This window comes from Mesorhizobium sp. CNPSo 4689, assembly GCF_057784325.1.
The window spans coordinates 21059-46641 of record NZ_JBWLUZ010000027.1 but is presented as its reverse complement, the minus strand read 5'-3'; the positions used below and the strand labels follow the sequence as shown (position 1 = coordinate 46641).

The following is a 25583-nucleotide window of genomic DNA, read 5'->3' as shown; positions in this document are numbered from 1 at the left end:
CCAAGGGCTGGATCGACACCGCGGCCAATGCCTTGTGCGCGTGCCCAGCACATCCTCCTAATCGGCAAACTCCCTCTGTAAACAAGGAAACACCATGGAATTCGCGACCTTCATCCTGGCCGCCCAGCGCGGCTATCATCAGTCGTGCGAGAGTGTTATCCGCAACTCCATTGAACAGGCCGTCGTTTCAGAGCAGGCCGGCTTCGATACCGCGTGGTTTGCGGAGCACCACTTCAACAATTACAGCCTCATTCCCTCGCCCTTGATGATGGTGGCGCATTGCGCCGGCGTGACGAGCACCATTCGCCTTGGCACTGCCGTCTGCGTGCTGCCGCTTTATCAACCGCAGCGCCTGCTTTCCGAGATCGGATTCGCCGACATCGTTGCGAACGGCCGCCTCGAGCTCGGCGTCGGCTCAGGATACCAGCAATTCGAGTTCGAGCGCTTCGGTGTCAACATCGATGAGGCGCCGACCGTCTTTTCGGAATACTTGGACATCCTTCTCAAGGGCCTCAACCAAAACATTTTCGAGCACCACGGCCAGTATGAGAACATACCCCCGACGGCGATTTCGGTGCGAACCCTCCAGAAGCCGACCCCGCCGATCTGGATCGCCGGCGGGATCGCGCGCATGGCCCGGGCCTATCGTGAGGGACACAATTTTTTCGTCACAGCATTCCACAACGGCTCGGAGACTTTGAGCACGTTGCGCGAAGCAATCGAGAAGGTGGCGGCTGCCGAAGGCAAGAACGTCACGGACGCCAAGATATCACTGCTGCGTTGCTGCTATGCCAGCGACGACGAGGCTGAGATCAACAGCTATCTCGACAATGCCCGCTTCCAGCGCCGGCTGTCTGAAGCACTGCATCAGCGCCGCCAGCAGAGCCTGGATGGCTATCTGCTAAAGGAAACGCCGACGCAGCAGGATCTTTCTTTCGAGACCATGCGCCAGAACCTGCCGGTCGGCAGCGTGAATCGCGTGATCGATCGCCTCCTACAAGAAATCGATATCTTGAAACCGGACCAGATCGCAATTCAGACCCAGTTGGGGGACTTCGACCAACAGACGATGCTGCGTCAGATCGAGCTCTGGGGAGACAAGATCATTCCAGCGATCAACAAGTAGCTCGCTCATGCCGGGGTGAAATCTCCCACGGCTCGAACGCTCACCTCAGCTGCTTGATCGTTTCAAAAGGCATAAGCGCGCGGTCAACAGCAGGGCACGGAGCCTACCGCCTCACGATAGGTTCGGAATACCTGGTCGAAGATTCGATTAGACATGCCTTGCCCAGGCTTCAATCGCTGTTCCTATGGCCTCCGGCCGGAGCGCAGCGTTCACCTTGCTGTTCGCACAGTGAGGATGCCGCTTCAGCATGGCGCTGGCATGGCGCTCAGCAGCTGCAAGAGCTCGCTTGCGTTGGCGAATTCACGATGACACCCCCTTTCGTCACTCGTGACGGCTTCAGACGGATGCCGCATTATCTGACCGCTATCGATGGCAGGACCTGGATCGGTTGCGCCCGCTGTCTCAAGGTCTGCTCGCGCGGAGTCATGCATCTGGCGTCGGTGATGCGGGAGAAATCCTCGGCTTCAGCGACGGCGAGGATACGATCTCGACGGCGAGCTCGATCGCATGATCAGGGTTCTCGACCATCGCCGGCCGCTGCATTGGATGCGGAGCCTGCGCCCGCGTCTGCCCGAAGAACTGCCCGACCCATGTTGCGGCCGACCGGGTCGCTGCATGACTTGATGGGATAACCAGGAGAACGGCACCATGTTTGCCCAACACTATGCCCGGCTCAGCACTGGCCAATGGCCGCGGATCGAGGTGGAGAGGGGGTTCGACCAGCATGTGCTTGCCTGTGTGCTTTCCCGTGCGCTCGAGGAGGTCGAGGCCGGCGAAGCGACGGCGACGGAGGCAACCGGCCTTTCGCGCGCCGAGCTGCGCAATGTCCTGACCCGCAGTTTCCCTGCTATCCCTATCAACGCGTTTGCCTTGGAAGAGGTGAGCGAGCCCGAGCCGGATCTGGAGGAAGAACTTTTGCGCGGCCTGCTGTTGGCGTATGCCCGGCCGGGCGACCCGGCGAGCGCCCGGTTCGCTACGATCATCGCCCGCCGTGCCATGCACAATGACCATCTCTGGCAGGACCTTGGCCTTTTTAATCGGGCCGAGCTCAGCCGCTTGCTTGCTTCGCATTTTCCGATGCTGGCGGCCGGCAACACCCAAAACATGAAATGGAAGAAGTACTTTTACCGCAAGCTCTGTGAGGCCGAAGGTTTTTCGCTGTGCAGCGCGCCCAGTTGCCGGGAATGCAATGATTTCGAAAGCTGCTTCGGCCCAGAGGAAGGCGAAAGCCGCCTCACACGGATCAAGAACGGCATCGCCTTGGATTAAGAGCCGCTTTCGCAGTCGTGCAAGCCGCCAGGGGTCGCCCCGCGCCATATGTCTCTTGTCGAATGTCGAACCGAAGCCTTCGAGGATTTGAAGGCTGTGCCTGCTGTCCGGTTGCTCGCGATGCTCGCTTCGGCGGTTGGCGTGATAATGACGGCGCAGGACTCGACCAGCACCATCGCCGCCGAGCAACCGGTGTTCTCCGTGCTGCCCGCCTGCCTGGCCGGGCTCTATTCGGAGCGGGCCGGCGTCTTCGACACTGGGCTGGAGGGCAAGAGGCGGCCGGCAGCTTTGCCGGTGCGTCGGCGGCCGTCGGCTACAGGCTCGGCCTGGCTCGGCCTGGGCACCGCCGTAGCCACCGCCGTGTTTTTCGCGCTGGTGCACGGCTCCCCTCGATCACCCATCGCGGCGACCAGATCGTCTCTGGCGTCGCCATCAATTTCATCGCTGCCGGCTCCACCGTCATTCTCGGCCAGGCCTGGTTCCGGCAGGGCGGGCGCGCGCCGTCGCTTTCCGAAGACTCGCGCTTCGAGGCGATCATTCTGCCCGGCGCCGAAGCGGTGCGCGGCGTGCCGGTGCTCGGGCCTGATCTCGGTGCATTCGCTGCTGGCCTATGTCGCGTCCTGATGGTGCCATTCACCTGTCGGGTGCTGTTTCGCCCGCGCTTCGGCCTAAGGCTTCGCGCCGTCGGCGACCGCCGGCATTTCGGTGACTGGCTGCGCTACCGCGCGGCATCTTCACCGGCGTTCTGACGGGCATGGCCGGCGCGTACCTGTCGCTCGCCCAGAATGCCGGCTTCGTGAAGGACATGACCGCCGGCAAGGGTTCCATCCCGCTGGCATCGCTCATCGTCGCCAAATGGATACCGGTGCCGGCAATGTTCGCCTGTCTGGCGGCGAAGGTCTCCATGGCCCGGAGGGGAAAGCCGGCGAGGCGCTGGCGTCGGAGGCCGACACGGAACAGGCTGACGCGGCGGCGATCCAGTCGGCCTATGCGCTCGGCGAAACGAAGCCTGCAACCGCCAAAGTAACGTGCGGAGGATCGCGCCGCGCTTTTGATGCGATTGCATCTCACGTCGCGCTGCGCTGCTGAGGGCTTTTTCTGTCAGGCGGTCTAGGTTTCGCGCTTCGGGCCGAGCAGGAACACTGTCAGGGCGGCGAGGAACGTGGTAACCGCGCTGTAGGCAACAGCACTGGTAATCCCGGCATTGTCCACCAATAGTCCGCCGAAGGTCGCGCCGGCTGCGATGGCCACTTGGAACGCTGCGACCATCAGCACACCAGCGCTTTCGGCCTGCTCGGGAGCGGCGAGCCGCACTACCCACGTCTGCAATCCCACCGGCACCGCGCCGAAGGCAAAGCCCCATGCGGCAACCGCAATCGCCGAGGCCGAGGCCAATGCTCCCGCCGTCAGCAGCGAGATAGCGGCTATCGCTATGAGCAGCGGTGCCAGGGCCGCGACTGCCTTGAGGCTGTATTCGGCCAGAAGCCCGCCGGCTAAATTGCCGAAGAAGCCGCCGATGCCAAAAGCAAGCAATACTAGCGAGATCGTCTCGACATCGAGCGCGGGAACCTTCTCGAGGAAGACGCGGATATAGGTGAAGCCGGCGAAATGGCCGGAAGCGACTAGCAGGATGACCAAAAGCGCGACCTTGATCGTCGGATTCTTGGCCACATCCAGCAGGCTGCGGAAGCTAGCCACTCCAACCGGAGGTAGCCTCGGAATGGTTATGAGTTGCACCAGCAGTGTAGCCGCGCCGACGACTGCGGCGAGCATGAAGGCGCTTCGCCATCCCCAGATCTCGCCGACATAAGCGCCGATTGGAGCTGCACAAACGGTAGCGACGGAAACGCCGGCGAGGATAATCGACATAGCGCGCGGCAGGAGGTGGCTTGGAACGAGCCGCATCGCCAGTGCTGCCGACATCGACCAGAAGCCTCCGAGCGCTATGCCGAGCACAACGCGTGCCGTCAGGAGAACCTCCAGCGACCACGCGACGGCCGCCAGAACGTCCGACAGGATCAGCAGCAGCGTCATCGCCCACATGACGATCCTGCGGTCCAGGCGCTTTGTGATGATGGCCATCGTTGGCGCCGAGATCGCCCCGACGATGGCGGTCGCCGTCATCGCCTGTCCAGCCGCACCCTCGGTGATACCGAGATCATGCGCGATCGGCGTGAGCAGGCTGGCAGGCAGACATTCTGCCGTAACCAGCCCGAACGTGCCCAAGGAAAGCGAAATGACCGCACCCCATGCGGGACCAGACGGTTGATCGGGCTTTTCTGGGTCGTGCACAACAACGTCCATGACGCCTGCCGCGGATTGGGTCATGAACGAAGTCTCCACTTTGGATGCACTGCAACATGACGTTGGCTGCCTTGACCCACATTAAAGCCACAAGCGCCTTTCCCGGCGGCGTTGCACGGAGGAGGGGATGTTCATTGCCTCGCGATATTTTGTGACGGTGCGGCGCGCAACGTCGATGCCGGTTTCCTTCAGCCGGACAGCGATGTCATCGTCGGAAAGCACGTCGCCAGCCGATTCTGCGGCAATTATCGCTTTGATCCGATGGCGGACAGCTTCGGCTGAGTGCGCATCGCCGCCTTGGCAGGAGGCGATCGCGACGGTGAAAAAATACTTCAGTTCGAACACTCCGCGCGGGGTAAGCATGTACTTGTTCGAGGTCACCCGGCTTACCGTTGACTCGTGCATGCTGATCGCGTCAGCGACGGTCCTGAGATTGAGAGGCCGCAGGTGGGCGACGCCATGTTCAAAAAAGGCTTCCTGCTGGCGCACGATTTCAGCCGCAACCTTAAGAATCGTCTTGGCGCGCTGATCGAGGCTGCGGATTAGCCAGTTCGCGTTTTGCAAGCATTCGTTGAGAAATGCTTGATCTTTCGAATTTTGGACGGTGTGACGCGAGACTTCGGCATAGTAGGCTTGGTTGATCAGCAGCTTGGGCAGTGTGGCCGGATCAAGTTCGATCTGCCATCCGCCTCCTGGTGAGGGCGTGACCCAGACGTCGGGTATGATGGAATCCGACGCTCCGGATTGGAACCGGTTTCCAGGCTTGGGATCGAGCGCACGAATCTCATGCAACATGTCGAGAAGGTCCTCTTCATCGACGCCGCAATGCTGCTTCAATGCCTGAAAATCGCGCCGCGCAAGCATTCCAAGATTGGCTACCAAAGCGGCCATCGCCGGGTCGAACCGGTCTCGCTGGCGCAACTGGATCTCGAGGCATTCACTGAGAGTTCGCGCAAAAATTCCCGGTGGATCAAAGTGCTGCAAGGTTGCGAGAACCCGTTCCACATCAGCCTGCTGGACATTCAGGCTGTCGGCCAGCTCCAAAAGGTTTGCCCGAAGATAGCCAGTGTCTTCCAGATCAGCGGCAAGCTGGCCAGCGATCAGCCGCTCCTGTGGTGTGAACGCAGTGAGGGCGATCTGACGAGCGACATGGTCGTGCAATGTTTCGGGGAGGGCGGCAAACTCGTCGAGGGAAGGGCCATTACTCGGCGGGTTGTTGGTCGTATTGCGAAGTGATTTCCATTGCCCGAGCCGTTCAGGCGACCCGGTCCCGGTCGGTCCGTCAACGGCGTTTGCGCGTGGGCCGATCGGCTGATCCGCTCCCGAATTCAAAACGTCGCCGAAAGGTCCGCCGTCGTTTGACGCGGATTCCAGGAGCGGGTTCTTCTCGATTTCCCGCTCCACGAACTGATGCAGTTCAGTATGCGCCAGTTGCAGCAAGCGAATCGACTCAATGAGTTGAGGCGATGCGACCATGGATTGCTTCTGGCGCTGAAGCAGGCTTGCCGAGGATTGCATGGTGAGCGATGATCCTGTCGAGGAGGCTCTTGGCCGCGCGTAATGGGATCGGTGAGACGTCTGCTAGGTCATGCGGCGGCCTTCAGCGTTTCGAGCACGTTTTGCGGGGATGAGACGCCGTAGGGATCGGCCTCGCAGTTGTCGGAGAAACCTTCCTCCTCGAACCACTGCTCCACCACGCCATTGTTGATCAGGGCGGCGTAGCGCCAGGAGCGCATCCCGAAGCCCAGATTGTCCTTGGCGACCAGCATGCCCATTTTGCGCGTGAACTCGCCTGAGCCATCGGGGATGAGCTCGACCTTCTGCAGGCCCAAGGACTTCCCCCATGCATTCATGACGAAGGCATCGTTCACGGAGACGCAGTAGATCGCGTCAATTCCCGCCTTCTCAAACTCATCATAGAGGTCTTCGAAATTGGGCAGTTGGTAGGTCGAGCAGGTCGGAGTGAAAGCGCCAGGCAGCGAGAACAGGATGACGCGCTTGCCAACAAAGTAGTCGTCGGATGTCTTTTCTTCCCAGCGATATGGATTTGGCCCCTGGACTGACTCATCGCGTACACGCGTGAGAAAGGTGACGAAGGGAACCTTCTTTTGAACGGTCATCAACTTGCTCCTCTAAAAAAATGGCGCATTGGATTTTGGCTGGGGCTGGCGCAGTACCGAGCTAAGGCTCGCATGCCGGGCATGAGATAAGGCCTTCGGCTCCCCACCTCCTTTTTCCATCCCGGGTGCATGGGAACGTCTCGGCTCCTCGTCTGCGTCACCCGCACGAAATCACTAGAGTGATCTGAGTGACTCCGCACCGCTTGGGGGGGCGCCACGCATTGGGGTGACGGGCTCGGACCAGCCGCGCGCGGAAGATCTGCCCAGCACGGACGTTTGGAGCGGACAAGGTCCCGATTTTGAACCGGAATGGACGCGGTCTTCTCAGGTGCTTGTCTGGAGCTTCGCCTGTCAGCCATGGTTTCGTTCGTAGCGTTCGGTGTGCTTCGTGATGGGTTCTAATTCGTGTGGCGCAAGCGCCATGCCATTTGACTTGAAAGCGGGGATCACACTTCTTTCGCAGCAATTTGCTTGAGCAGGAGGCCCTGCCTTCGCCAAGGCGCGTCTGCGCCGTAGTCGCTGCCTCACGGGCACCGAGCAAAGGTGCTGACCCCAACTGCATCGCCTGAGGTGTTCCGTTGGAGATCCAAGAGGTAATCGCCGGCTGTGTCATGGACGGACGGCGCGCTTCCGCTTCCAAATCGCACCTGAATGTCGCGCAATCAGCACTTCCGTGCCGACCAGATTACAGGCTGGCGCGTTCCTCGGCGCTGACGCCGCCGGTGGTCACGAGCAACGGACGAGGAGTCGCTACGGAGCCAAGCGTAGCCGGCTAAGATGGCGATCTCGTCAGGCTAAACTTCTCGGGCATCATTTCGACGCAAGCGTGCGCCGCGGCGATTCCGGCATCAACAATGCTTGCATCGATCACCCGTTATTCCGCAACCTTGCGGTCGCGGCCTGCGCCTCGGTTCATACTCGGCAAAGACGAAAGCCGTTTTGAACAGGTAATTTGATGACCCTCTTTTGTCCGAAGCTGGACAAGATGTCGGAAGCCCGACCAAACGTCCGAGAGGGTGGGGCGGTGCAACACAGACGATACGCCTCGGCACCCATCCTGCTTCGATGGTTCTGTCGCCGCGGACGGCGATGGCAGATCGCCAATTGGCCCGCAGAGCGGATCATGATGAAGCGCTTCGTGCGGCAGGCATGACAAGCGTGTCCGCCGGATAGAGCGGCGACGATCCCGTGCTCCAGAAAGCATTTCCTGACCAGGCGCAGGCTCAAAGGGAACCGGTAATAAAGCCACACCGCATGGGCAATGATCTCGGCGCGAAAGCGGTGGCGTTCGTAGCTGATCTATATGAACCGGCGTCGACCCCTACCCCTCAAGAAGATACTGTGACAACGCCGTTGCGGAATTTATGACTGCATCGGCGCGTCTCGCGTGACGTGCCCACCATCGTAATTCCTACTGCGGAGGACTCGGCTCGTCGCAGCTCCACGCCCACCAGAACCCGTCTGCTCGCGAGCATTCCCACCTCTTGCAGATACCCGGAATCATATCCAAGATCTCCAGCGCGCCTATTTCGGCATCCACCGACTGGCACGTCGCCGAGCTGGCATGGCGCGAGGACAGTCGGGAGCGATCCAACCGAAGCCAGGCCTTCCAGGTTCTGGGCAAGCCCTGGAACGGCCGACCTCGCGCTATCTCTGCGGCTAGTGGCAGGGCAACAAGCCTGCCGGACCTGGTCTGGGAGGGATGAAACTGGTCCGGCTGGTGTGGCGGCGTTCTCAAAATTGCGTATGCAGTTTTTGAGAATGCCGTCCAGCGCGATGCGTGGGGGGTCTAGCCGCCTCACTCTGGCGGAGCTCCGGCGGCGTTCCACCCCGAGGGATCTAATGCCGCAAACTGGGCCATTCAGAGCAAGACGAGACCAGTTGACGTGCGCGGAAGAAACGTCCTTGTCGTGGTAAGCGCCAGTCAATCGCGAGATAATGCCTCGATGGGCTTCAAACGCGCCGCTTTCTTCGCAGGAAAAAAGCCAAAGACCCCACCGACAACAACAGCCATGGCGCAACCGACGCTGACTGCGTGCAACGAGATCACCATTGGAATAGGTGTTCCAAAGGAGTCGGCGAGCGCGCCAAGGCCGAAGGCGAGGGCGACGCCCGCGCAACTCCCCATGGTAGTGATGGCAAGGGCCTCGATCAGAAACTGCAACATAATATCGCTCGCCCGGGCTCCGACAGCCATCCGCAAGCCGATCTCGTTGGTGCGTTCGGTGATCGACACCAGCATGATATTCATCACGCCGATACCTCCGACCAACAGCGTAACAGCTCCGATAGACACCAAGAGCATCGAGAGAGTTCGCGTCGTCTTCTCAATCGACCGTCGTATACGATCGCTATTGTATGTGAAGAAATCCCGTGTCCCGTGACGTTTCTCCAAGAACGCTATCACGGCTTTCTCGCCGACGTCCGTGCCAACGCTCTCGTTGATTCGGACCATTATCTCGGGCAGCCGTTGCGAGCCCGAGATGCGGGAAAATGTGCTCATGTGCGGAATCAACACCTGCGGGCGCTCGTCCTGCCCTAAGGATCCGCCCAGCTCTCCAATGGCGCCGACAATCACAAAGGGCACACCCTTCACGAACAGGATCTCACCAATCGGGCTTCTTGCATTTCCGAAGAACGTTCGTCGGATGTTGTTATCGATGATCGCTTCCTGCAGAGCGCGATTTTCACCGCCGGTGAATCGGTTGCCTTGCGTCAAAGGAAGTTGCGCGATGTCGAAGTAGGCGTTGCTCACTCCCTTGATTACTCCGTCGACGGTCCTGCTCTCGAACATGAGCTGCCCGGTATCCCAAGCCAGCGGACTGACACTGTCTATATAAGATTGCTCTGCCAGGGCGGCCGCATCGTGGGGAGTGAGCGTATCGACATTTCCGCGGTTGCGGTCATCCCAGCCGGCGCCAGGGAAGATGCTGATCGAGTTTGCGCCAAGGCTGTTGATCTGATCGACAACGACCGCCTGGCCACCCTCACCGAGACCAACGACGGCGATTACAGACATGATGCCCACGACGATTCCGAGCAGAGTAAGGGCGCTACGCAGCCGATGTGCAGCAATCGATCGGAATGCTATTCTGGCGGCTTCGGACGTTCTTCTGAGGAAGCTTGTCAGGAAACCGGCCTTTTCCGCGAAATCGACGAGACCGGGCAATAGAGGTGCTACGGTCGCGACGTTGCGTCGGTCGGAGACGATCTGTCCGTCGTTGATCTCGACGATCCGGTCGGCGTGTCGAGCTACACCCATGTCGTGTGTAACCATGACAATGGTGTGTCCTTCCACATGAAGGGTCTTCAGATGGTCCAGAACAATCGCCCCGCTCTTCGAATCGAGCGACCCTGTCGGCTCATCTGCAAGAACGATCTCTCCCCCATTCATCAACGCTCGGGCAATCGATACGCGCTGCTGCTGCCCACCCGACATTTCCATAGGGCGATGATGGAGCCGATCTTCCAGACCGAGTTGGGTTAGCAATCGCCGGGCTCGGGCTTGCCGCTTCGACTTCGAAACGCCGTTGTAGATCGCCGGCACCTCGACGTTCGATACTGCGCTCAGTGAGTTCAGTAGGTGATACCGCTGAAACACAAAGCCGAAATGCCTGCGCCTGAGTCCTGCGAGCGCGTCCTGACCAAGAGCCGACACATCCTGCCCGGCCAAAACGTAAGTGCCGGCCGTCGGCGCATCCAAGCACCCCAGGATGTTCATAAGCGTCGATTTGCCGGAACCGCTCGCCCCCACAAGCGCAACGAATTCGCCGCGCTTTATCTCGAGATTGATTCCCGTAAGCGCCTCGACGGTCTCTCCTCCTACGGTGAAAGAACGGCCGAGATCGCGGAGCTCTACCAGATGCATCATTCAGCTCGCGCTCTTTGGCGCGGATACATCGAGCAATACGGTCTCTCCTTGACCAAGGCCTTCAAGCACCTGAGCGTGAATCATGTCCGTATAGCCAGTCCGAACCGTTCGCTCTGTCACCTTGCCGTTTATACCCTTCACCTTGACTAAATATGATCCGTCCGCCTGCCGCAGCGAAAGCGCCGCCCATGGCACAAGTAGGACATCATCAGCACGCCCTATTGAAATCCGCACTTGGGCGGTCATCTTGGTTCGAAGTTTTTCTTCTGGATTCTTCACCCTGAGCACGCCGTGGTAATAGACCGAGCGATCCTGCGTTTTCTGCTCCTGCGTCCTCTCCTCGGCTATCGACGGAGGTGCATATTCAACCGCCTCAAGCGGAGCGTGGTAGCGAGTCTGTGGATCTCCGAGGATCGTGAACCAGGCGTCTTGACCAGGCCTTGTTCGCCAGACGTCGACTTCGGAAATCAGGATCTTTACCACCATCTCGTCAAGGGTCGCGATCACGGCGACCGTTGGCGAAGTCTGCACAGAATTGAGCGTCTGTCCAAGCTCGATCGGGACTGCTACGATCTTCCCCTTCATGGGTGCGGTTATCCGCGTGTATGCCAGCGTGGCTTGCGCTGTCTCAACGTCGACCTCGCTCTGCTTAATCTTGGCCTCCAGCGAGGCCAGTTCCCCCAATAGCGTCTGGTATTTTGCTTCAGCTTCTTCGAACGCCTTTTTAGGGGCTAATCTATTCTCAGTGAGGCCACGTTGTCTCCGGGCGTCGGGTTCCGCTAGACGTAGCGTTATTTGCTTCACATCCCGCTGGGCCTTCATGTCCTCAACCTTCGCCTTCGCGATTCTAAGGGCATTTTGCTGTGGAATAGAGTCGATCTCCGCCAGAAGGTCTCCGGGCATGACGGTCTGGCCGGCTCGAACACGGATCGACTTGATCTGGCCTGATACCTGGGCGCCAACGCGGACCATTGAGACTGGCTCTAGAGTGCCTTGGGCTAATACGACCTCTTCAACTGAACCTCGCGTGACAATCGCCGTCATTTCGTCGGTTTGCGAGCTCTCCGCAGAATGTGCCGAAAAAAAAGAAAGATACGCTGCAAATAAAACCATCGAGGCGATCGCCATTGGAGCATATGTTGACTTCTTTTCCATCTAGATTCCCTAATTCTCTCCGTTTACGCTTGATAACGGTAAGTAACATTCAAACACTTTCTAACCCAAGGATGGAATATTAAGCGCCAATTTGACTTATGGAACTCATTTATCTATAGCAAAAATGTTATGTGAGTGAGTTCAATTTCTTGACCGAGCGATACGTGAGTTTACGAAGTGCGCTTGGTAACAATACGGAATACGAAGAAACATGGAGCATAAGATACTTGATAAAAATCAAAAGTAGAAATTGTTCAACATGTCAACACGTAAATGACGTTTACATATGATTTGCCCAAGAGTTTGTGTAGCACTCCGTCTATATGTTGGCGAAAAGACGCATCGACTTCAGAAAATTCGTCTTCCCAAGCGCACCTCAAAGGTTTCAATGTTTGTTGCCACCACGAGCCCACTACGAACCCTTCACTGATTGCCCTGCAATGCGCATGCCAACTTTATGGCTGAAACGCGACAACATATGGGATTCTTCGGCGCATTTGGTGCAGGTTGCTGGACTCGCCGACGTGGGAATAAGTTCATAGAGATCGCAATCGACGCCGTGATTTGCCGCGTGCTCTGCGCTTTCCGCTCGCTGATTTCACCCGAGCTTCGATTGGCAAATTCTCCCACAGGCCGACAGGGTTGTGCTTGTGGCCCGGCCGAAGGCGAAGGACTTGTGTATCCATGTTGCGGGCGTCGAACCGCGCGGGCTCAATAGCAGCCTGGAGGGATACACAGGTACGCGTGGACCGAGGTCCCTGCTGCAGGTCTCTCGACGAAAGTCATCTCAGATGCTCCGGTTACCGACCCGTAGCGGTCTCGATCAGCGCCATCCGACACTTCTGTCGCTTTTGTCGGGTCCGCTACACAGGCTTGTTCAGGCAATCGCTTGTCTGCCCTCAGCCTAAACCGTTGAAAAGCAAACACTAAGTTTTTCCTTGGTCCAATCAACCAAATTGGCACGAGTCTTGAGACCCTAAGTGCGAGGCGGCGAGAGCTGCCCGACCGGCATTCATGTCGCGGGCAGCCGCGATGGATGGAACGAAGGAAGGAAAGCTACATGTCAGGTTTGCGTCAGATCGCCTTTTACGGCAAGGGCGGCATCGGCAAGTCCACCACCTCCCAAAACACGCTCGCCGCCCTTGTCGACCTCGGGCAGAGAATCCTCATCGTCGGCTGCGACCCCAAAGCCGACTCCACCCGACTGATCCTGAACGCGAAGGCGCAGGATACGGTCCTGCACCTCGCGGCAGAGGAAGGTTCGGTGGAAGACCTCGAACTCGAGGACGTGCTCAAGATCGGCTACAAAGGCATCAAGTGCGTGGAGTCGGGCGGCCCCGAGCCAGGTGTCGGCTGCGCTGGGCGCGGTGTGATCACCTCGATCAACTTCCTCGAGGAGAACGGCGCCTACGACGATGTCGACTATGTCTCCTACGACGTGCTCGGCGATGTGGTGTGTGGCGGTTTCGCGATGCCGATCCGCGAGAACAAGGCCCAGGAAATCTACATCGTCATGTCCGGCGAGATGATGGCGCTCTATGCCGCCAACAACATCGCCAAGGGCATCCTGAAATATGCCCATTCGGGCGGTGTGCGGCTCGGCGGCCTGATCTGCAACGAGCGCCAAACCGACCGCGAGCTCGACCTCGCCGAAGCGCTGGCTGCCAAGCTCAATTCCAAGCTCATCCACTTCGTGCCTCGCGACAACATCGTCCAGCACGCCGAGCTCAGGAAGATGTCGGTGATCCAGTATGCGCCGGACTCCAAGCAGGCGGGGGAATACCGCGCGCTGGCCGAGAAGATCCATGGAAATTCGGGGCAGGGCACCGTCCCGACCCCGATCACCATGGAGGAGCTCGAGGACATGCTGCTCGACTTCGGCATCATGAAGACCGACGAGCAGATGCTTGCCGAGCTTCAGTCCAAGGAAGCCGCAAAGGCGGTCGCCCAGTAACCCTCCCTGCCGCCACAAGGCGCGGCCTTGAGCTGACTCGCGTTTCAAAGAACGGCGCCACTCGTCAGTGAGGCGTCACCCAAACCTTTAAAGGGGTCCCATGAGCCTGGAATACGAGAATGACGGCACTCTCCATGCGAAGCTTATCGAGGAGGTGCTGTCGCAATATCCCGACAAGGCGGCGAAGCGCCGCAAAAGGCACCTCAGCGTCGCAAAGAGCGGGGACGAGGCTGGCGAGGAAGGCGAGGTCGTCTCCGAATGCGACGTCAAATCGAACATCAAGTCCATTCCCGGCGTGATGACGATTCGCGGCTGCGCCTATGCCGGCTCTAAAGGCGTGGTGTGGGGTCCAGTCAAGGATATGGTCCATATCTCGCACGGCCCGGTCGGCTGCGGACAGTATTCCTGGTCGCAGCGCCGCAACTACTATGTCGGCACGACCGGCATCGACACGTTCGGGACGATGCAGTTCACCTCCGACTTCCAGGAGAAGGACATCGTCTTCGGCGGCGACAAAAAGCTGGAACAGATCATCGACGAGATTGAGGGACTGTTTCCGCTCAACAACGGCATGACCGTGCAATCCGAATGCCCGATCGGCCTGATTGGCGACGACACCGAAGCGGTCTCCCGTAAAAAGGCCGAGGAGCACGGAAAGACGATCGTGCCGGTGCGCTGCGAGGGTTTCCGTGGCGTCTCGCAATCGCTGGGCCACCACATCGCCAACGATGCGATCCGCGACTGGGTTTTCGAGAAGAAGGACGTGGAGTTCGAGGCCGGCCCGTACGACGTCAACGTGATCGGCGACTACAATATCGGCGGCGACGCCTGGGCCTCGCGCATCCTGCTCGAGGAGATAGGGCTGCGCGTGGTCGGCAACTGGTCGGGCGACGCGACACTCGCCGAGATAGAGCGCGCGCCGAAGGCCAAGCTCAATCTCATCCATTGCTACAGGTCGATGAACTACATCTGCCGGCACATGGAGGAAAAGTATGGCGTCGCCTGGATGGAGTACAATTTCTTCGGCCCCTCTCAGATCGAATCCTCTCTGCGCAAGATAGCCAAGCATTTTGGGCCTGAAATCGAGGAGAAAACCGAGAAGGTCATCGCCAAGTACAGACCGCTTGTTGATGCGGTCATTGCCAAGTACCGGCCGCGCCTCGAAGGCAATACCGTCATGCTCTATGTCGGCGGCCTGCGACCCCGTCACGTCATCACGGCCTACGAAGATCTCGGCATGGTGATCGTCGGCACCGGCTATGAGTTCGCCCACAATGACGACTATCAGCGCACCGGACACTACGTAAGGAACGGCACGCTGATCTATGACGACGTGACCGGTTACGAGTTGGAGAAGTTCATCGAGGGGATTCGCCCTAATCTGGTCGGCTCGGGCATCAAGGAAAAGTACCCGGTGCAGAAGATGGGCATACCGTTCCGGCAAATGCACTCCTGGGATTATTCCGGACCGTACCACGGCTATGACGGCTTTGCCATTTTCGCCCGCGACGTGGATCTTGCCATCAACAATCCGGTCTGGGACCTATTCGAGGCCCCCTGGAAAAAGAGCCCGAGCCGTGGGCAAGCGTTGGCTGCCGAGTAAACGCCTGACCTTAGCCTAGTCTCCCCAGGGAGACGACGAACGCCCGCGGCCGCGTGATCCGCGGGACACCTGAAACGTCTCGACGTCCCTGAGCTGCCTTATGGCGCGGCCAGATGAAAGAGGTAACCACCCATGCCGCAGTCGGCTGAAAAAATTCTCGACCACGCTCCCCTGTTCCGCGAGCCGGAATACAGGCAGATGCTGGCGGAGAAGAAGCTGAATTTCGAATGTCCGCACCCGGATCAGATCGTTACCGATCAACGCGAATTCACCAAGACGTGGGAATACCGCGAATTGAACCTCGCCCGCCAAGCGCTTGTGGTGAACCCCGCCAAGGCCTGCCAGCCGCTCGGTGCGGTGTTCGCGGCCGCGGGCTTCGAGCGAACCATGTCCTTCGTACATGGCAGCCAGGGCTGCGTGGCCTATTACCGCTCGCACCTGTCGCGCCATTTCAAGGAGCCTGCTTCGGCGGTTTCTTCCTCGATGACCGAGGATGCGGCAGTATTTGGCGGCCTGAAGAACATGGTCGACGGGCTTGCCAACACCTACCAGCTCTACGATCCGAAGATGATCGCTGTCTCGACCACCTGTATGGCGGAGGTCATTGGCGACGACCTGCACAGCTTCATCGAGAACGCCAAGGACGAAAACTCAGTCCCGCGCGACTTCGACGTGCCCTTTGCCCACACGCCGGCCTTCGTCGGCAGCCATGTCGACGGCTATGACGGCATGGTCAAAGGCATTTTGGAGCACTTCTGGAAAGGCCAGGAGCGCACGGAAGCCAAGGGAACCATCAACATCATTCCGGGTTTCGACGGCTTCTGCGTCGGCAACAACCGGGAACTCAAGCGCCTACTCGACCTGATGGGCGTGTCCTACACCTTCATCCAGGACGCCTCTGACCAGTTCGACACGCCGTCGGACGGCGAATACCGCATGTATGACGGCGGCACGAAGATCGAAGACGTCAAGAAGGCGCTCAACGCCGAGGCGACACTGTCGCTGCAGTATTACAACACCCGAAAAACGCTGGACTACTGCAAAGAAGTCGGACACGCGACAGCCTCGTTCCATTACCCGCTTGGCGTCAAGGCGACGGACGAATTCCTGATGAAGGTCTCGGCGCTTTCCGGCAAGGAAATCCCCGAGGCAATCCGCCTGGAGCGCGGCCGACTGGTTGATGCCATGGCCGACAGCCAGTCCTGGCTGCACGGCAAGAAATACGCCATCTACGGCGATCCGGACTTTGTCTACGCCATGGCCCGGTTCGTCATGGAGACCGGCGGCGAGCCAACCCATTGCCTCGCCACCAACGGCACCCCGGCATGGGAAGCCGAGTTGAAGGAACTGCTTGCATCCTCGCCCTTCGGCAAGGACGCTCAAGTCTGGGCGGGCAAGGACCTGTGGGCAATGCGTTCGCTGCTCTTCACCGAGCCGGTGGACCTGCTGATCGGCAATTCCTATGGCAAGTATCTGGAGCGCGACACCGGCACGCCGCTGATCCGGCTGATGTTTCCGATCTTCGACCGGCACCATCACCATCGCTTTGCGCTCATGGGCTACCAAGGCGGATTGCGCGTCCTGACGACGATCCTCGACAAGATCTTCGACAAGCTCGATCGCGAGACGAGCGTGACGGGGGTGACGGACTATTCTTATGACCTGACCCGCTAAGAGCGGCGGCCGGCTTTTTGCCGAGGCCGTCCATTGCCCAATGGACTTTGGAGACCGACGCAATGTCCTCGCTCAGTGCGAAAATCCAGGATGTCTTCAACGAGCCCGCCTGCGATAAGAACCGCGGCAAGGATGCCAGGGCGCGTAAAGAGGGCTGCTCAAAGCCGCTGACGCCGGGAGCGGCAGCCGGCGGCTGTGCCTTCGATGGCGCCAAGATCGTGCTGCAGCCGATCACCGACGTCGCGCACCTGATCCATGCGCCGCTCGCCTGCGAGGGCAATTCCTGGGACAACCGCGGTGCGGCTTCGTCCGGGCCAACGCTGTGGCGCACGAGCTTCACAACCGACCTCACCGAACTCGACGTGGTGATGGGGCAGGGCGAGCGGAAGCTTTTCAAAGCGATCCGCGAGATCAAGGAAGCTTACGCGCCGCCAGCAATCTTCGTCTATTCGACCTGCGTGACGGCGCTGATCGGCGACGACATCGAGGCCGTCTGCAAGCGCGCGGCGGAAAAATTCGGCTTGGCCGTTGTGCCGGTCAATGCGCCCGGGTTGGTCGGCTCCAAGAACCTCGGCAACAAGCTCGCCGCCGAGGCGTTGCTCGATCATGTCATCGGCACGGTGGAGCCCGACGATGCCGGCCCTTACGACATCAATATCCTTGGCGAATTCAACCTCTCGGGCGAATTCTGGCTGGTGAAACCGCTGCTGGATCGGCTCGGGATCCGGGTGCGCGCCTGCATTCCGGGTGACGCGCGGTACTTCGACATTGCCTGCGCGCACCGCGCCCGGGCGACTATGATCGTGTGCTCGACCGCGCTCATCAATCTCGCCCGCAAGATGGAGCAGCGCTGGGACATCCCGTTTTTCGAGGGCTCCTTCTACGGCATCACCGACACCTCGGAAGCGCTCCGACAAATCTCTCAGCTGCTCGTGAACAAGGGTGCCGATCCGGAGATCCTCGGCCGCACCGAGGCATTGATTGCAGAGGAGGAGGCGATCGCTTGGAAGAAGCTCGCGGCCTACCGGCCTAGGCTCGAAGGCAAGCGCGTGCTGCTCAACACCGGCGGTGTGAAGTCCTGGTCGGTCGTCCATGCGCTGATGGAGATCGGCATCGAGATCGTCGGCACCTCGGTCAAGAAGTCCACTGTCGAAGACAAGGAGCGCATCAAGCAGATCCTGAAGGACGACAACCACATGTTCGAGCAGATGGCACCGCGCGAGCTTTACGCCATGCTCTCGGAACACAAGGCTGACATCATGCTGTCGGGCGGGCGCACGCAATTCATCGCGCTGAAAGCCAAGACACCCTGGCTCGATATCAACCAGGAGCGCCAACACCCTTATGCCGGCTATGACGGTATGGTGGAACTCGTGCGCCAGATCGACCTCGCCATTCATAACCCGATCTGGTGCCAGGTGCGGCAGCCGCCACCGTGGGATTGCCAGCCTGCTGTGGAGCATGAACCGCCGAGCACGAAGAGCGAGACCGCGACTGTCCGGGCTCTCAAGAAATTCGCCGGCACGACGGCCGACGATTTCGGCGAGTGTTGAGGAAAGCCGATGGTCGGCATCCTTCCCCAGACCAAATCCGCCGCGGTCAATCCGCTGAAGTCGTCGCAGCCGCTGGGTGCCGCCTTCGCCTTTCTTGGGATCGATGGTGCGATGCCGTTATTCCACGGCAGCCAAGGCTGCACCAGCTTCGCGCTCGTGCTCTTCGTGCGGCATTTCAAGGAAGCCATCCCCCTGCAGACCACCGCGATGGACGAAGTGGCGACGATCCTCGGCGGGGCAGAGCATCTGGAAGAGGCGATCCTCAACCTCAAGGCCCGCACAAAGCCAAAGCTGATCGGGGTCTGCACGACGGCGCTGGTGGAAACCCGGGGCGAAGACTGCGCAGGAGATATCGCCAATATCAGGCTGAGGCGCACGGAAGAACTCGCGGGTACGGAGGTGGTGCTAGCCAACACACCGGACTTCGACGGTGCGATCGAAGATGGCTGGGCTAAGGCTGTGACCGCGATGATCGAAAGGATTACGCGGCCTGGCAAGCAGGCGCGGCAGTCGAAGAAGATCGTGATCCTGCCCGGCTGGAACCTCACTGTGGCTGATATCGAGCATTTGCGTGAGATGGTTGAAAGCTTTGGACTGAAGCCCGTGATTCTGCCTGATATCTCCGGCTCGCTCGACGGTACGGTTCGTGACCGTTGGGTCACGACCACCTATGGCGGCACCAGCGTCGAGGATATCCGGGCGCTTGGCACGGCCGAGCAGTGCATCGCTATCGGTGAGCATATGCGCCGCCCGGCCGAGCTGCTGTGGAGGTTGACCGGCGTGCCTTACGTGCTGTTCCAGTCGCTGACTGGACTGCAGGAGGGTGACCGCTTCGTCTCGCTGCTGTCCGCGATTTCGGGCGCCGCGGTGCCGGCCCGGGTGCGCCGTCGCCGGGCGCAATTGCAGGATGCGTTGCTCGACGGACATTTCCATTTCGGAGGCAAGAAAATTGCGATCGCTGCTGAACCGGACCAACTCTACCAACTCGCGACCTTCTTCATCGGCATGGGCTCCGAAATCGCGGCGGCAGTCACCACGACCGATATGTCGAAAATTCTGGAAAAAGTACCGGCGGAGTCGGTTCAGATCGGCGATCTCGGCGATTTGGAAGCTCTTGCCGACTGCGCTGATCTTCTGGTCACTCATTCCCATGGACGCCAGGCGTCGCAACGCCTTGGCATCCCGCTCATGCGCGTCGGCTTCCCGATCTTCGACCGGCTCGGCAGCCAGCACAAGCTCTCGATCCTCTATCGAGGTACCCGCGACCTGGTTTTCGAGGTTGCCAATATTTTCCAGTCTAACCGGCAGGCGCCGACACCTGAAGAACTTGATCCCCTCCGCAAGCGAGAAACGCCAGATGGGCCCCGTCCGCCGCCTCTCACTCGTCACTGACGAGGTTCACGGTCTGATGTTTGAACGACAAGCTGGTGCATTGCGCGTGGCGATCGCTACGCAAGACATGAAGGACCTTAATGCCCATTTCGGGTCGGCCAAGCGCTTTGCCATCTACGACGTGACGCGCGAGGAGTGGGATCTCGTGGAAGTCGTGGCCTTCGATGACGTTTCCGATGAGAGCGGGGAGCATCGGACTGAGGGCGATGACCGCATCACGCCGAAGGTGAAGGCGCTGAAGGGCTGTCATCTCCTGTTTTGTCTGGCGATCGGCGGACCTTCGGCAGCCAAGGTTGTTTCGGCAAAAATCCATCCAATCAAGGTCCCGCAGCCCCAAAGCATCCAAGAGGTGCTGTTGCGCACGCAGATGATGCTCAGGACGTGTCCTCCGCCCTGGCTGCGCAAGGTGCTGGCGGAAGCAGGCGTCGCCGACAAGAAGCCGTCCTTCGAGGACGAGGACTGAAACGAGGAGAAGGCGAAATGTTTGACGCCGCTGTTAGCCCTGCCGTCGCCGAGGACGAGGCGGCCCTTGCCACCCCCTTCGTCAAATGCCTCCTGCGGCTGGTACGTGCTCAGGATTCCCATGGATCATGGGAAGGCAAACCGGATGCCGAGCTTCTGGGCGACTTCATCATCACCAGGGAGCAGCGCCGTGCGATTCCTATCATCGGCGATCCCGATCCGGACGTGCTGTGGAGACTCGATAAGTTCTACGCCGCTGTCGGGCTTGCGATCGAGGAGCGCTGCGGCCTGATGGCATCGCCGATGATGGAGATGAGCCATGAGGGCTTCGGGCGCGTGCTTTTCACAACTGGGCGGTTGGTCGTTCTGTCGAAGACCCTGCGAGACGTCCATCGGTTCGGCTTCGAGACGTTCTGGAAGCTCGCGGCGGCCGGCACGAAACTGGTCGGCGATGGCATCGCAGCCATCGAAACCTATCCCGACGTGGCGCGGGCGTGATGAAACGGATTTTCGAGCAAAGGGGTCATGTCAGGTCTTGAGCAGCAGCAATGGCCAGCCCACGCAGCCGACGCGGTCCAGGCCGATGCGGTTCTTGGGGTAGCGCTGATGAAGCCACTCGTCCTGATCTGTTCGCAAGATGCGGAGTTCTATCTGTTCCTCAGCCACATTCTGGAGGTGGACGGCTTCTCCAGTGAACCGGCAGGTGGCGCGAAGGAAGCACTTGCAATGGCCGACGAACGGGAATTCCAGGCCGTGGTGCTGGACTGCGGGCCGGCGAGCATAACCGGGTCCGCAATCTGCGCCCGGCTCAAGCGGGAGCCTCGGACCGGCCGCCTGCCCATTATTGCCCTGATCGCGCCCGGCGCCGAGAACCAGCACCTCGATCTCCTAAAGGCAGGCATTGACGAAAGCTTCGTGCGGCCGATCGCCCCGGCCAAGCTGCTCGACTGTCTACGGGCGAGGCTGGCGCTGACGAAGCGGGGTCCGAACGGGGTTGAAAACGGTGGCTGGCTCTCCTGTGGGGACCTTGAAATGAGGCTCGACGCCCACCGGGTTCGTGGCAATGGCCACGACATCCATCTCGGACCGATCGAGTTCAACATGCTGCGGCATTTTCTTGAGGCTCCCGGCAAGGTCTTCAGCCGGGATGAGCTGATCGCCGCGGCCTGGCCGAACAATATCCATATCGGACCACGCACTGTCGACGTCCATATCAGCCGGATCAGAAAGGCGCTGAAGGCGGCCTCGCCCTCCAGCGTCATTCGTACGATCAGGTCGGCCGGCTACTCGCTCGAGTGGCCGGACGGCTGAATAGATAAGCAATGTGGTGCCACTCCCCATTTCCGCCGTGCCGAGGGCAAGTCTTGCGGCTTCGAAACGCGCCGGCAGGGACGACATATCCAGAAAGAAGCAGTCAAATGGCTTTCAGAAGCATACTCTGTGTGACGGGGTCTGATCACTCCGATCAGGATGTCAGAACAGCTGCCAGCTTGTGTGCCGAAGTCGGCGCGTATCTTTCCGTATTGGTAATTTCGCCTCCCCCGCTCGTTATGCCGTCTCCGCTGCTCGGCGATGGCATCCCCGAGTGGCCTCGACAACGCGCACAGGCCATCGCCAGACTGGACAAACGGTTTAGGCAGATCGAGAGATTTTCACAGGACATGGCCAGACTGGAAAAAACATCCAGGGAAATTCAGACACTGCTGAGAGCCACGTGGCTTTGCTATGACGTCGATACCAACTACTGCGATGAGGCCACCATCGGTGAGGTGGTGCGAAGACGGGCTCTCTGCGCCGACCTGACAATCGTCGGCCCCTCGCTTCTCAACGACGATAGGCTCGGACCTTTTGCTATCAACGGCAGCCTGTTCGATACAGGAAAGCCGGTGCTTGTCGTCCCAAAGGGCGCCGAGGCGACGCTCTCACCGCGGCGCGTGCTGGTCGGCTGGGATTCGCGAGTCGAGGCGTCCCGCGCGGTTCGCGAAGCGCTGGATCTCCTATGTGGTGCTGAGGACGTTCGTGTCACGCTGGTCGATCCGGAGGCGACGTGCAACGGAAACTGCGCCGAGCCTGGAGCCGACATCGCTGCCTATCTTACTCGGCACGGTGCTCGGGTGTCGGTCGACCTGCTGCCGAGCGCCGGCAAACCGGCGGCAACGGTGCTCGCGCAGCACGCAATTGACACGTCTGCCGACATGATCGTCATGGGCGCTTATGGCAATCGCCGATTGCGTGAACGGCTCTTCGGCGGCGTGACGAGATGGATAGTTGGGAAGCCGTCACTGCCGCTGTTTTTGGCTCGCTGACTGGTTCCGCAGTGGCGCCGATGCTGTTCGACGCTCTACTTGCTGGGTCTATCTATCGCGATGCCAATTCGCAGAAAGGTCGCGGCAAATGCGCAAATTTCGCGAAGCTCCTCGGAGCCCATCAGCGACATGCCGTCGCCGAGAACTTGCCGAACGTCTCTAGCGCGGTCTCGGGGGTTCTGTTCACCCGAGATGATCCGTAACGCGGAGACCAACGGCCGCGCAGAGGTGCAGGCGCTCCTCAATGCTGTCAAAACCACGGCTTCGCAGGTCGGCGTCAGGCCGAGAAAGAGAGTCGTTTCAGAGCGGCAGGCCGAGTTCGGACCCGAAGCGGCATCACATGGACGCTATTACGATCTCCCTCACTCCTGGCTGGGAGCTGAACAACGAAATGGCCGTGCCGTGGCCGAGGCCATCAACTTCGAGTCGGAACGGTCGTGCTCTTGGGCGTAGTGGGCGTGAATCGACGGTAAAGATCACGGAATGGTAGCCGGGCTGGCGGCGAGGACGGCCGCATCTTCGGCGTTTTCAGTCGGTCCGGCCCGAGCCGCGTGGCGCGACCGCACGGTCTTTTGGCTGGTCAATTCCGACAACGCTCACATTCGCACCAGGCGGTCCCTGTAGCGGCTGTGCACAGGGACACAGAACGACAAAAGGAGGAATCCGGGAGAGGTTACCGTGCCGGCACATGCCGGCACTCATGCTGGCCCTCTTCGCCACGATTATCATCGTCAATCCGACGATGGCGGCATTCGCGACCCGCAGCCGGACATGACCGGCTTCGTCGTGAAGAACTCCTGCGTCGCTAGCCAGGAATTCAATCGCAAAGCGGAAGAAGGCAGGGCAGAGGCGATGCCCGGATGGAGCGGCCCCTGCAATCGCACATGGCGTTCCGCTACCGCCTGAGCGACCGAAACGGCAAGCTCAAGCAAGGCATGAGGAGGGATGATGACGAGCCTGGCGGTAGCCAACGCAGTCATGATGTCCATCTGCTCGTCCCTTAGCCCGAATATATGTCGAGTCGTCCGTGGCCACGCTCTGGCGACGCGAAGCGTGTCCAAGACCTGACAGTGGCAGAAAACATGTCGCGTCCAATACAACCGGCCACTTGGGCACCCGGAGGTTTTTTAAGGTGTAATCATGCGTTTAGAGCGCGCTAGCGCGTTGGCACGGCCTTTGCGATTTGAGATTCAGCAACACTGAGTGAAGGCTGACTGCAGGCAGATGCGCAAGACGACCGATGCTCTCCCTTCCTCGAACCCTCGTGTCCCGTCTGAAAGGGGGAACAAGCTCACGCATAAGGTCACGCAACCTTTGGCAACAGCTTTGGAGAGCAACATGGTATTGCAGATGGGGTCACCGGCTCCTTCGATCAAAGTGGAGGACTGGCTGCGTGGCGAGCCTCTCGCGAACTTCCAGCCCGGCAAAGTCTATATCGTCGAATTTTGGGCAACCTGGTGCGGACGATATGTGGCGGAGATGCTCCATCTGGTGCATCTGCAGGAGACATACAAGGACAGCGTACTTGAGATCGTCGGAGTGGCCGCTGATGAAGACGCTCCAACGGCCCTTCAGGCCCGAACCAAGCTGGACGCATGGCTGACCGAAAAGTGCCCGGATCTGAACTATCGGATCGCGTTCGACTTCACAGGCGAAATGAAGAAGCTTTGGAGGGAGCCCAGCTTTTCTGTCGGGATTCCGACCTCGTTCGTGGTCGACCGAGACGGCTGCATCGCCTTTATCGGTCATCCGAGCCAACTCGATGAGGTTTTGCCGAAAGTGCTCAACGGCAGCTGGCGTACCAGCAACAAAGCGAAAGCCGCCGATCAGCAGCGGATCGCCACAAGCGGACCCCTGGCGCGCGAACAAGCGTTGAAGAAGCCGATCGATGACAGGTTCTGGGCGGCGGTAGAGCAAGAGGATTGGAAGAGAGCGCTCACGGCGATCGAAGAGGGCATCGCCTTTATGCCGGACGACCTCAATTTCCGCCTGGCTCATGCACATCTGTTGCTTCACAAAATACAAGACATGTGGACCGGATTGCCCGTGATGCGCCAATTGGTTCGCGACGCGATCGACAAAAATTCCGAGGATTGGATGGTTTCGGCGCTAGACCAACTTTTCCATCCGGCCAATGACCATTCGCGCCTTCCCCCTGCTGAGCGCTTCGCCATGGGCAAGGAACTGTCCGAACACATCCTGGCGCTGAATCCCCCGCAAGGCGACAGCCCTAAGTTCCGGTCGTATCCCGCGGTCGCCCGATACTATCACGAGAACGGCAACGATGATCGCGCGATCGAGTTGGTCGAACTGGCACTGACGTCGCTCGACAGTCCGGAGCCTGAACTGAAAGAGCAGCATCTGCCGGATTTGCTGCAGGCCCTCGCCAACTACAGGGGTGGAAACGTCTGCTACGGCGCTCTCTGTGCGGCTCCCCAGAACAATTTTCGCGAGGTGCCAAAGCGTGTCCGGACGAGGAAAAAGATAAAGCCGAGGAGAAAACAAAAAAAGGGGTGATGGTCGGAATGTCTACTGGCCAATTCTTCCATTTTTCAGGCGTGGCCGCTGCAAGCAGGGTCCATGCAGAACAAGGTGGATCTTTTGCAGCGGGTTCGAGACTCGAATCTTGCGATAACCTGCAGCCGCATCGCGGCAGGAGTGATGTTCGACGCGAATTCGCACCGCAGTGGAAGACGTCGCAGTCTAGGACGTCTTCAAGGTCGGCCACGGGGACATCAATCGCGTGGAATCGGCTGCCCCGAGCCGGGCGTCGGCTGCGCAAATGCGCCCGAAG

19 protein-coding genes and 3 pseudogenes are annotated in these 25583 nt (G+C 59.7%); 15 read left to right on the top strand and 7 right to left on the bottom strand.

Annotation, left to right across the window (positions count from 1 at the left end; translation table 11 throughout):
* Window positions 1–94 precede the first annotated feature (94 nt).
* The 5 genes and pseudogenes from AC04SI_RS25630 to AC04SI_RS25610 all read left to right on the top strand — a co-directional run bounded on the left by AC04SI_RS25630 (window position 95) and on the right by AC04SI_RS25610 (window position 3484).
* Window positions 95–1126, top strand: a complete 1032-nt coding sequence (locus AC04SI_RS25630; RefSeq protein ID WP_488475114.1) for an LLM class flavin-dependent oxidoreductase — start codon at window positions 95–97, stop codon at window positions 1124–1126.
* A 305-nt stretch (window positions 1127–1431) separates the two neighbouring features.
* Window positions 1432–1745, top strand: a pseudogene (gene fdxB, locus AC04SI_RS25625) (ferredoxin III, nif-specific).
* Between the two features lie 29 nt (window positions 1746–1774).
* On the top strand, window positions 1775–2395 hold the full coding sequence (locus AC04SI_RS25620) for a nitrogen fixation protein NifQ (RefSeq protein WP_488475113.1): 621 nt from the start codon (window positions 1775–1777) through the stop codon (window positions 2393–2395).
* Window positions 2396–2542: 147 nt separating this feature from the next.
* Window positions 2543–3284 (top strand): annotated as a pseudogene (locus tag AC04SI_RS25615) (ABC transporter permease); the annotation flags it as partial.
* Window positions 3251–3484: a hypothetical protein gene (locus AC04SI_RS25610; protein ID WP_488475145.1), complete on the top strand. Its 234-nt coding sequence runs from the start codon at window positions 3251–3253 to the stop codon at window positions 3482–3484. The pseudogene AC04SI_RS25615 and the gene AC04SI_RS25610, both read left to right, overlap by 34 nt.
* A 21-nt stretch (window positions 3485–3505) precedes the next feature.
* Here AC04SI_RS25610 and AC04SI_RS25605 read toward each other — a convergent pair whose 3' ends face one another.
* The 6 genes and pseudogenes from AC04SI_RS25605 to AC04SI_RS25580 form a co-directional block, all read right to left on the bottom strand.
* Window positions 3506–4723, bottom strand: coding sequence for an MFS transporter (locus AC04SI_RS25605; RefSeq protein WP_488475112.1), 1218 nt, complete (start codon window positions 4721–4723; stop codon window positions 3506–3508).
* A 57-nt stretch (window positions 4724–4780) separates the two neighbouring features.
* Window positions 4781–6217 carry an RNA polymerase factor sigma-54 gene (rpoN, locus tag AC04SI_RS25600; protein WP_488475111.1) on the bottom strand — a complete coding sequence of 479 codons (1437 nt, stop codon included), beginning with the start codon at window positions 6215–6217 and terminating at the stop codon, window positions 4781–4783.
* Window positions 6218–6285: 68 nt separating this feature from the next.
* A complete protein-coding gene (locus AC04SI_RS25595; protein WP_488475110.1) occupies window positions 6286–6819 on the bottom strand; it encodes a redoxin family protein in 534 nt (177 codons plus the stop codon).
* A 1173-nt stretch (window positions 6820–7992) separates the two neighbouring features.
* Window positions 7993–8118, bottom strand: a pseudogene (locus tag AC04SI_RS25590) (IS6 family transposase); the annotation flags it as partial.
* Between the two features lie 625 nt (window positions 8119–8743).
* Entirely contained in the window at window positions 8744–10690 is a 1947-nt protein-coding gene (locus tag AC04SI_RS25585) for an ATP-binding cassette domain-containing protein (RefSeq protein WP_488475109.1), read from the bottom strand.
* The gene (locus AC04SI_RS25580) at window positions 10691–11845 is read right to left on the bottom strand and encodes an efflux RND transporter periplasmic adaptor subunit (protein ID WP_488475108.1); all 1155 of its coding nucleotides are present in this window, start codon (window positions 11843–11845) and stop codon (window positions 10691–10693) included.
* A gap of 1060 nt (window positions 11846–12905) precedes the next feature.
* On the opposite strand from AC04SI_RS25580, the gene nifH reads away from it, so the two are divergent.
* The 9 genes from nifH (at window position 12906) to AC04SI_RS25535 (ending at window position 22789) form a co-directional block, all read left to right on the top strand.
* Complete coding sequence (gene nifH / locus AC04SI_RS25575; RefSeq protein WP_488475107.1) at window positions 12906–13799, top strand: nitrogenase iron protein; 894 nt, start codon at window positions 12906–12908, stop codon at window positions 13797–13799.
* 100 nt (window positions 13800–13899) lie between these two features.
* Window positions 13900–15402: a nitrogenase molybdenum-iron protein alpha chain gene (gene nifD / locus AC04SI_RS25570; protein WP_488475106.1), complete on the top strand. Its 1503-nt coding sequence runs from the start codon at window positions 13900–13902 to the stop codon at window positions 15400–15402.
* A 132-nt stretch (window positions 15403–15534) separates the two neighbouring features.
* Window positions 15535–17076, top strand: a complete 1542-nt coding sequence (gene nifK / locus AC04SI_RS25565; RefSeq protein WP_488475105.1) for a nitrogenase molybdenum-iron protein subunit beta — start codon at window positions 15535–15537, stop codon at window positions 17074–17076.
* Window positions 17077–17138: 62 nt separating this feature from the next.
* Window positions 17139–18629 (top strand): nitrogenase iron-molybdenum cofactor biosynthesis protein NifE, encoded by a 1491-nt coding sequence (gene nifE / locus AC04SI_RS25560; RefSeq protein WP_488475104.1) that lies wholly within the window; start codon window positions 17139–17141, stop codon window positions 18627–18629.
* Window positions 18630–18638: 9 nt separating this feature from the next.
* A complete protein-coding gene (gene nifN, locus AC04SI_RS25555; RefSeq protein WP_488475103.1) occupies window positions 18639–20021 on the top strand; it encodes a nitrogenase iron-molybdenum cofactor biosynthesis protein NifN in 1383 nt (460 codons plus the stop codon).
* Window positions 19987–20484 (top strand): nitrogen fixation protein NifX, encoded by a 498-nt coding sequence (nifX, locus tag AC04SI_RS25550; protein WP_488475102.1) that lies wholly within the window; start codon window positions 19987–19989, stop codon window positions 20482–20484. The genes nifN and nifX overlap by 35 nt, the downstream gene beginning before the upstream one ends.
* A gap of 17 nt (window positions 20485–20501) precedes the next feature.
* On the top strand, window positions 20502–20981 hold the full coding sequence (locus AC04SI_RS25545) for a NifX-associated nitrogen fixation protein (RefSeq protein WP_488475101.1): 480 nt from the start codon (window positions 20502–20504) through the stop codon (window positions 20979–20981).
* A gap of 108 nt (window positions 20982–21089) precedes the next feature.
* On the top strand, window positions 21090–21794 hold the full coding sequence (locus tag AC04SI_RS25540; protein WP_488475142.1) for a response regulator transcription factor: 705 nt from the start codon (window positions 21090–21092) through the stop codon (window positions 21792–21794).
* A 107-nt stretch (window positions 21795–21901) separates the two neighbouring features.
* A complete protein-coding gene (locus AC04SI_RS25535; protein WP_488475100.1) occupies window positions 21902–22789 on the top strand; it encodes a universal stress protein in 888 nt (295 codons plus the stop codon).
* 731 nt (window positions 22790–23520) lie between these two features.
* Here the strand turns inward: AC04SI_RS25535 and AC04SI_RS25530 are convergent.
* A complete protein-coding gene (locus AC04SI_RS25530; RefSeq protein WP_488475099.1) occupies window positions 23521–23778 on the bottom strand; it encodes a hypothetical protein in 258 nt (85 codons plus the stop codon).
* 349 nt (window positions 23779–24127) lie between these two features.
* Here AC04SI_RS25530 and AC04SI_RS25525 point away from each other — a divergent pair, with 349 nt between their 5' ends.
* A complete protein-coding gene (locus AC04SI_RS25525; RefSeq protein WP_488475098.1) occupies window positions 24128–25306 on the top strand; it encodes a TlpA family protein disulfide reductase in 1179 nt (392 codons plus the stop codon).
* Window positions 25307–25583 lie beyond the last annotated feature (277 nt).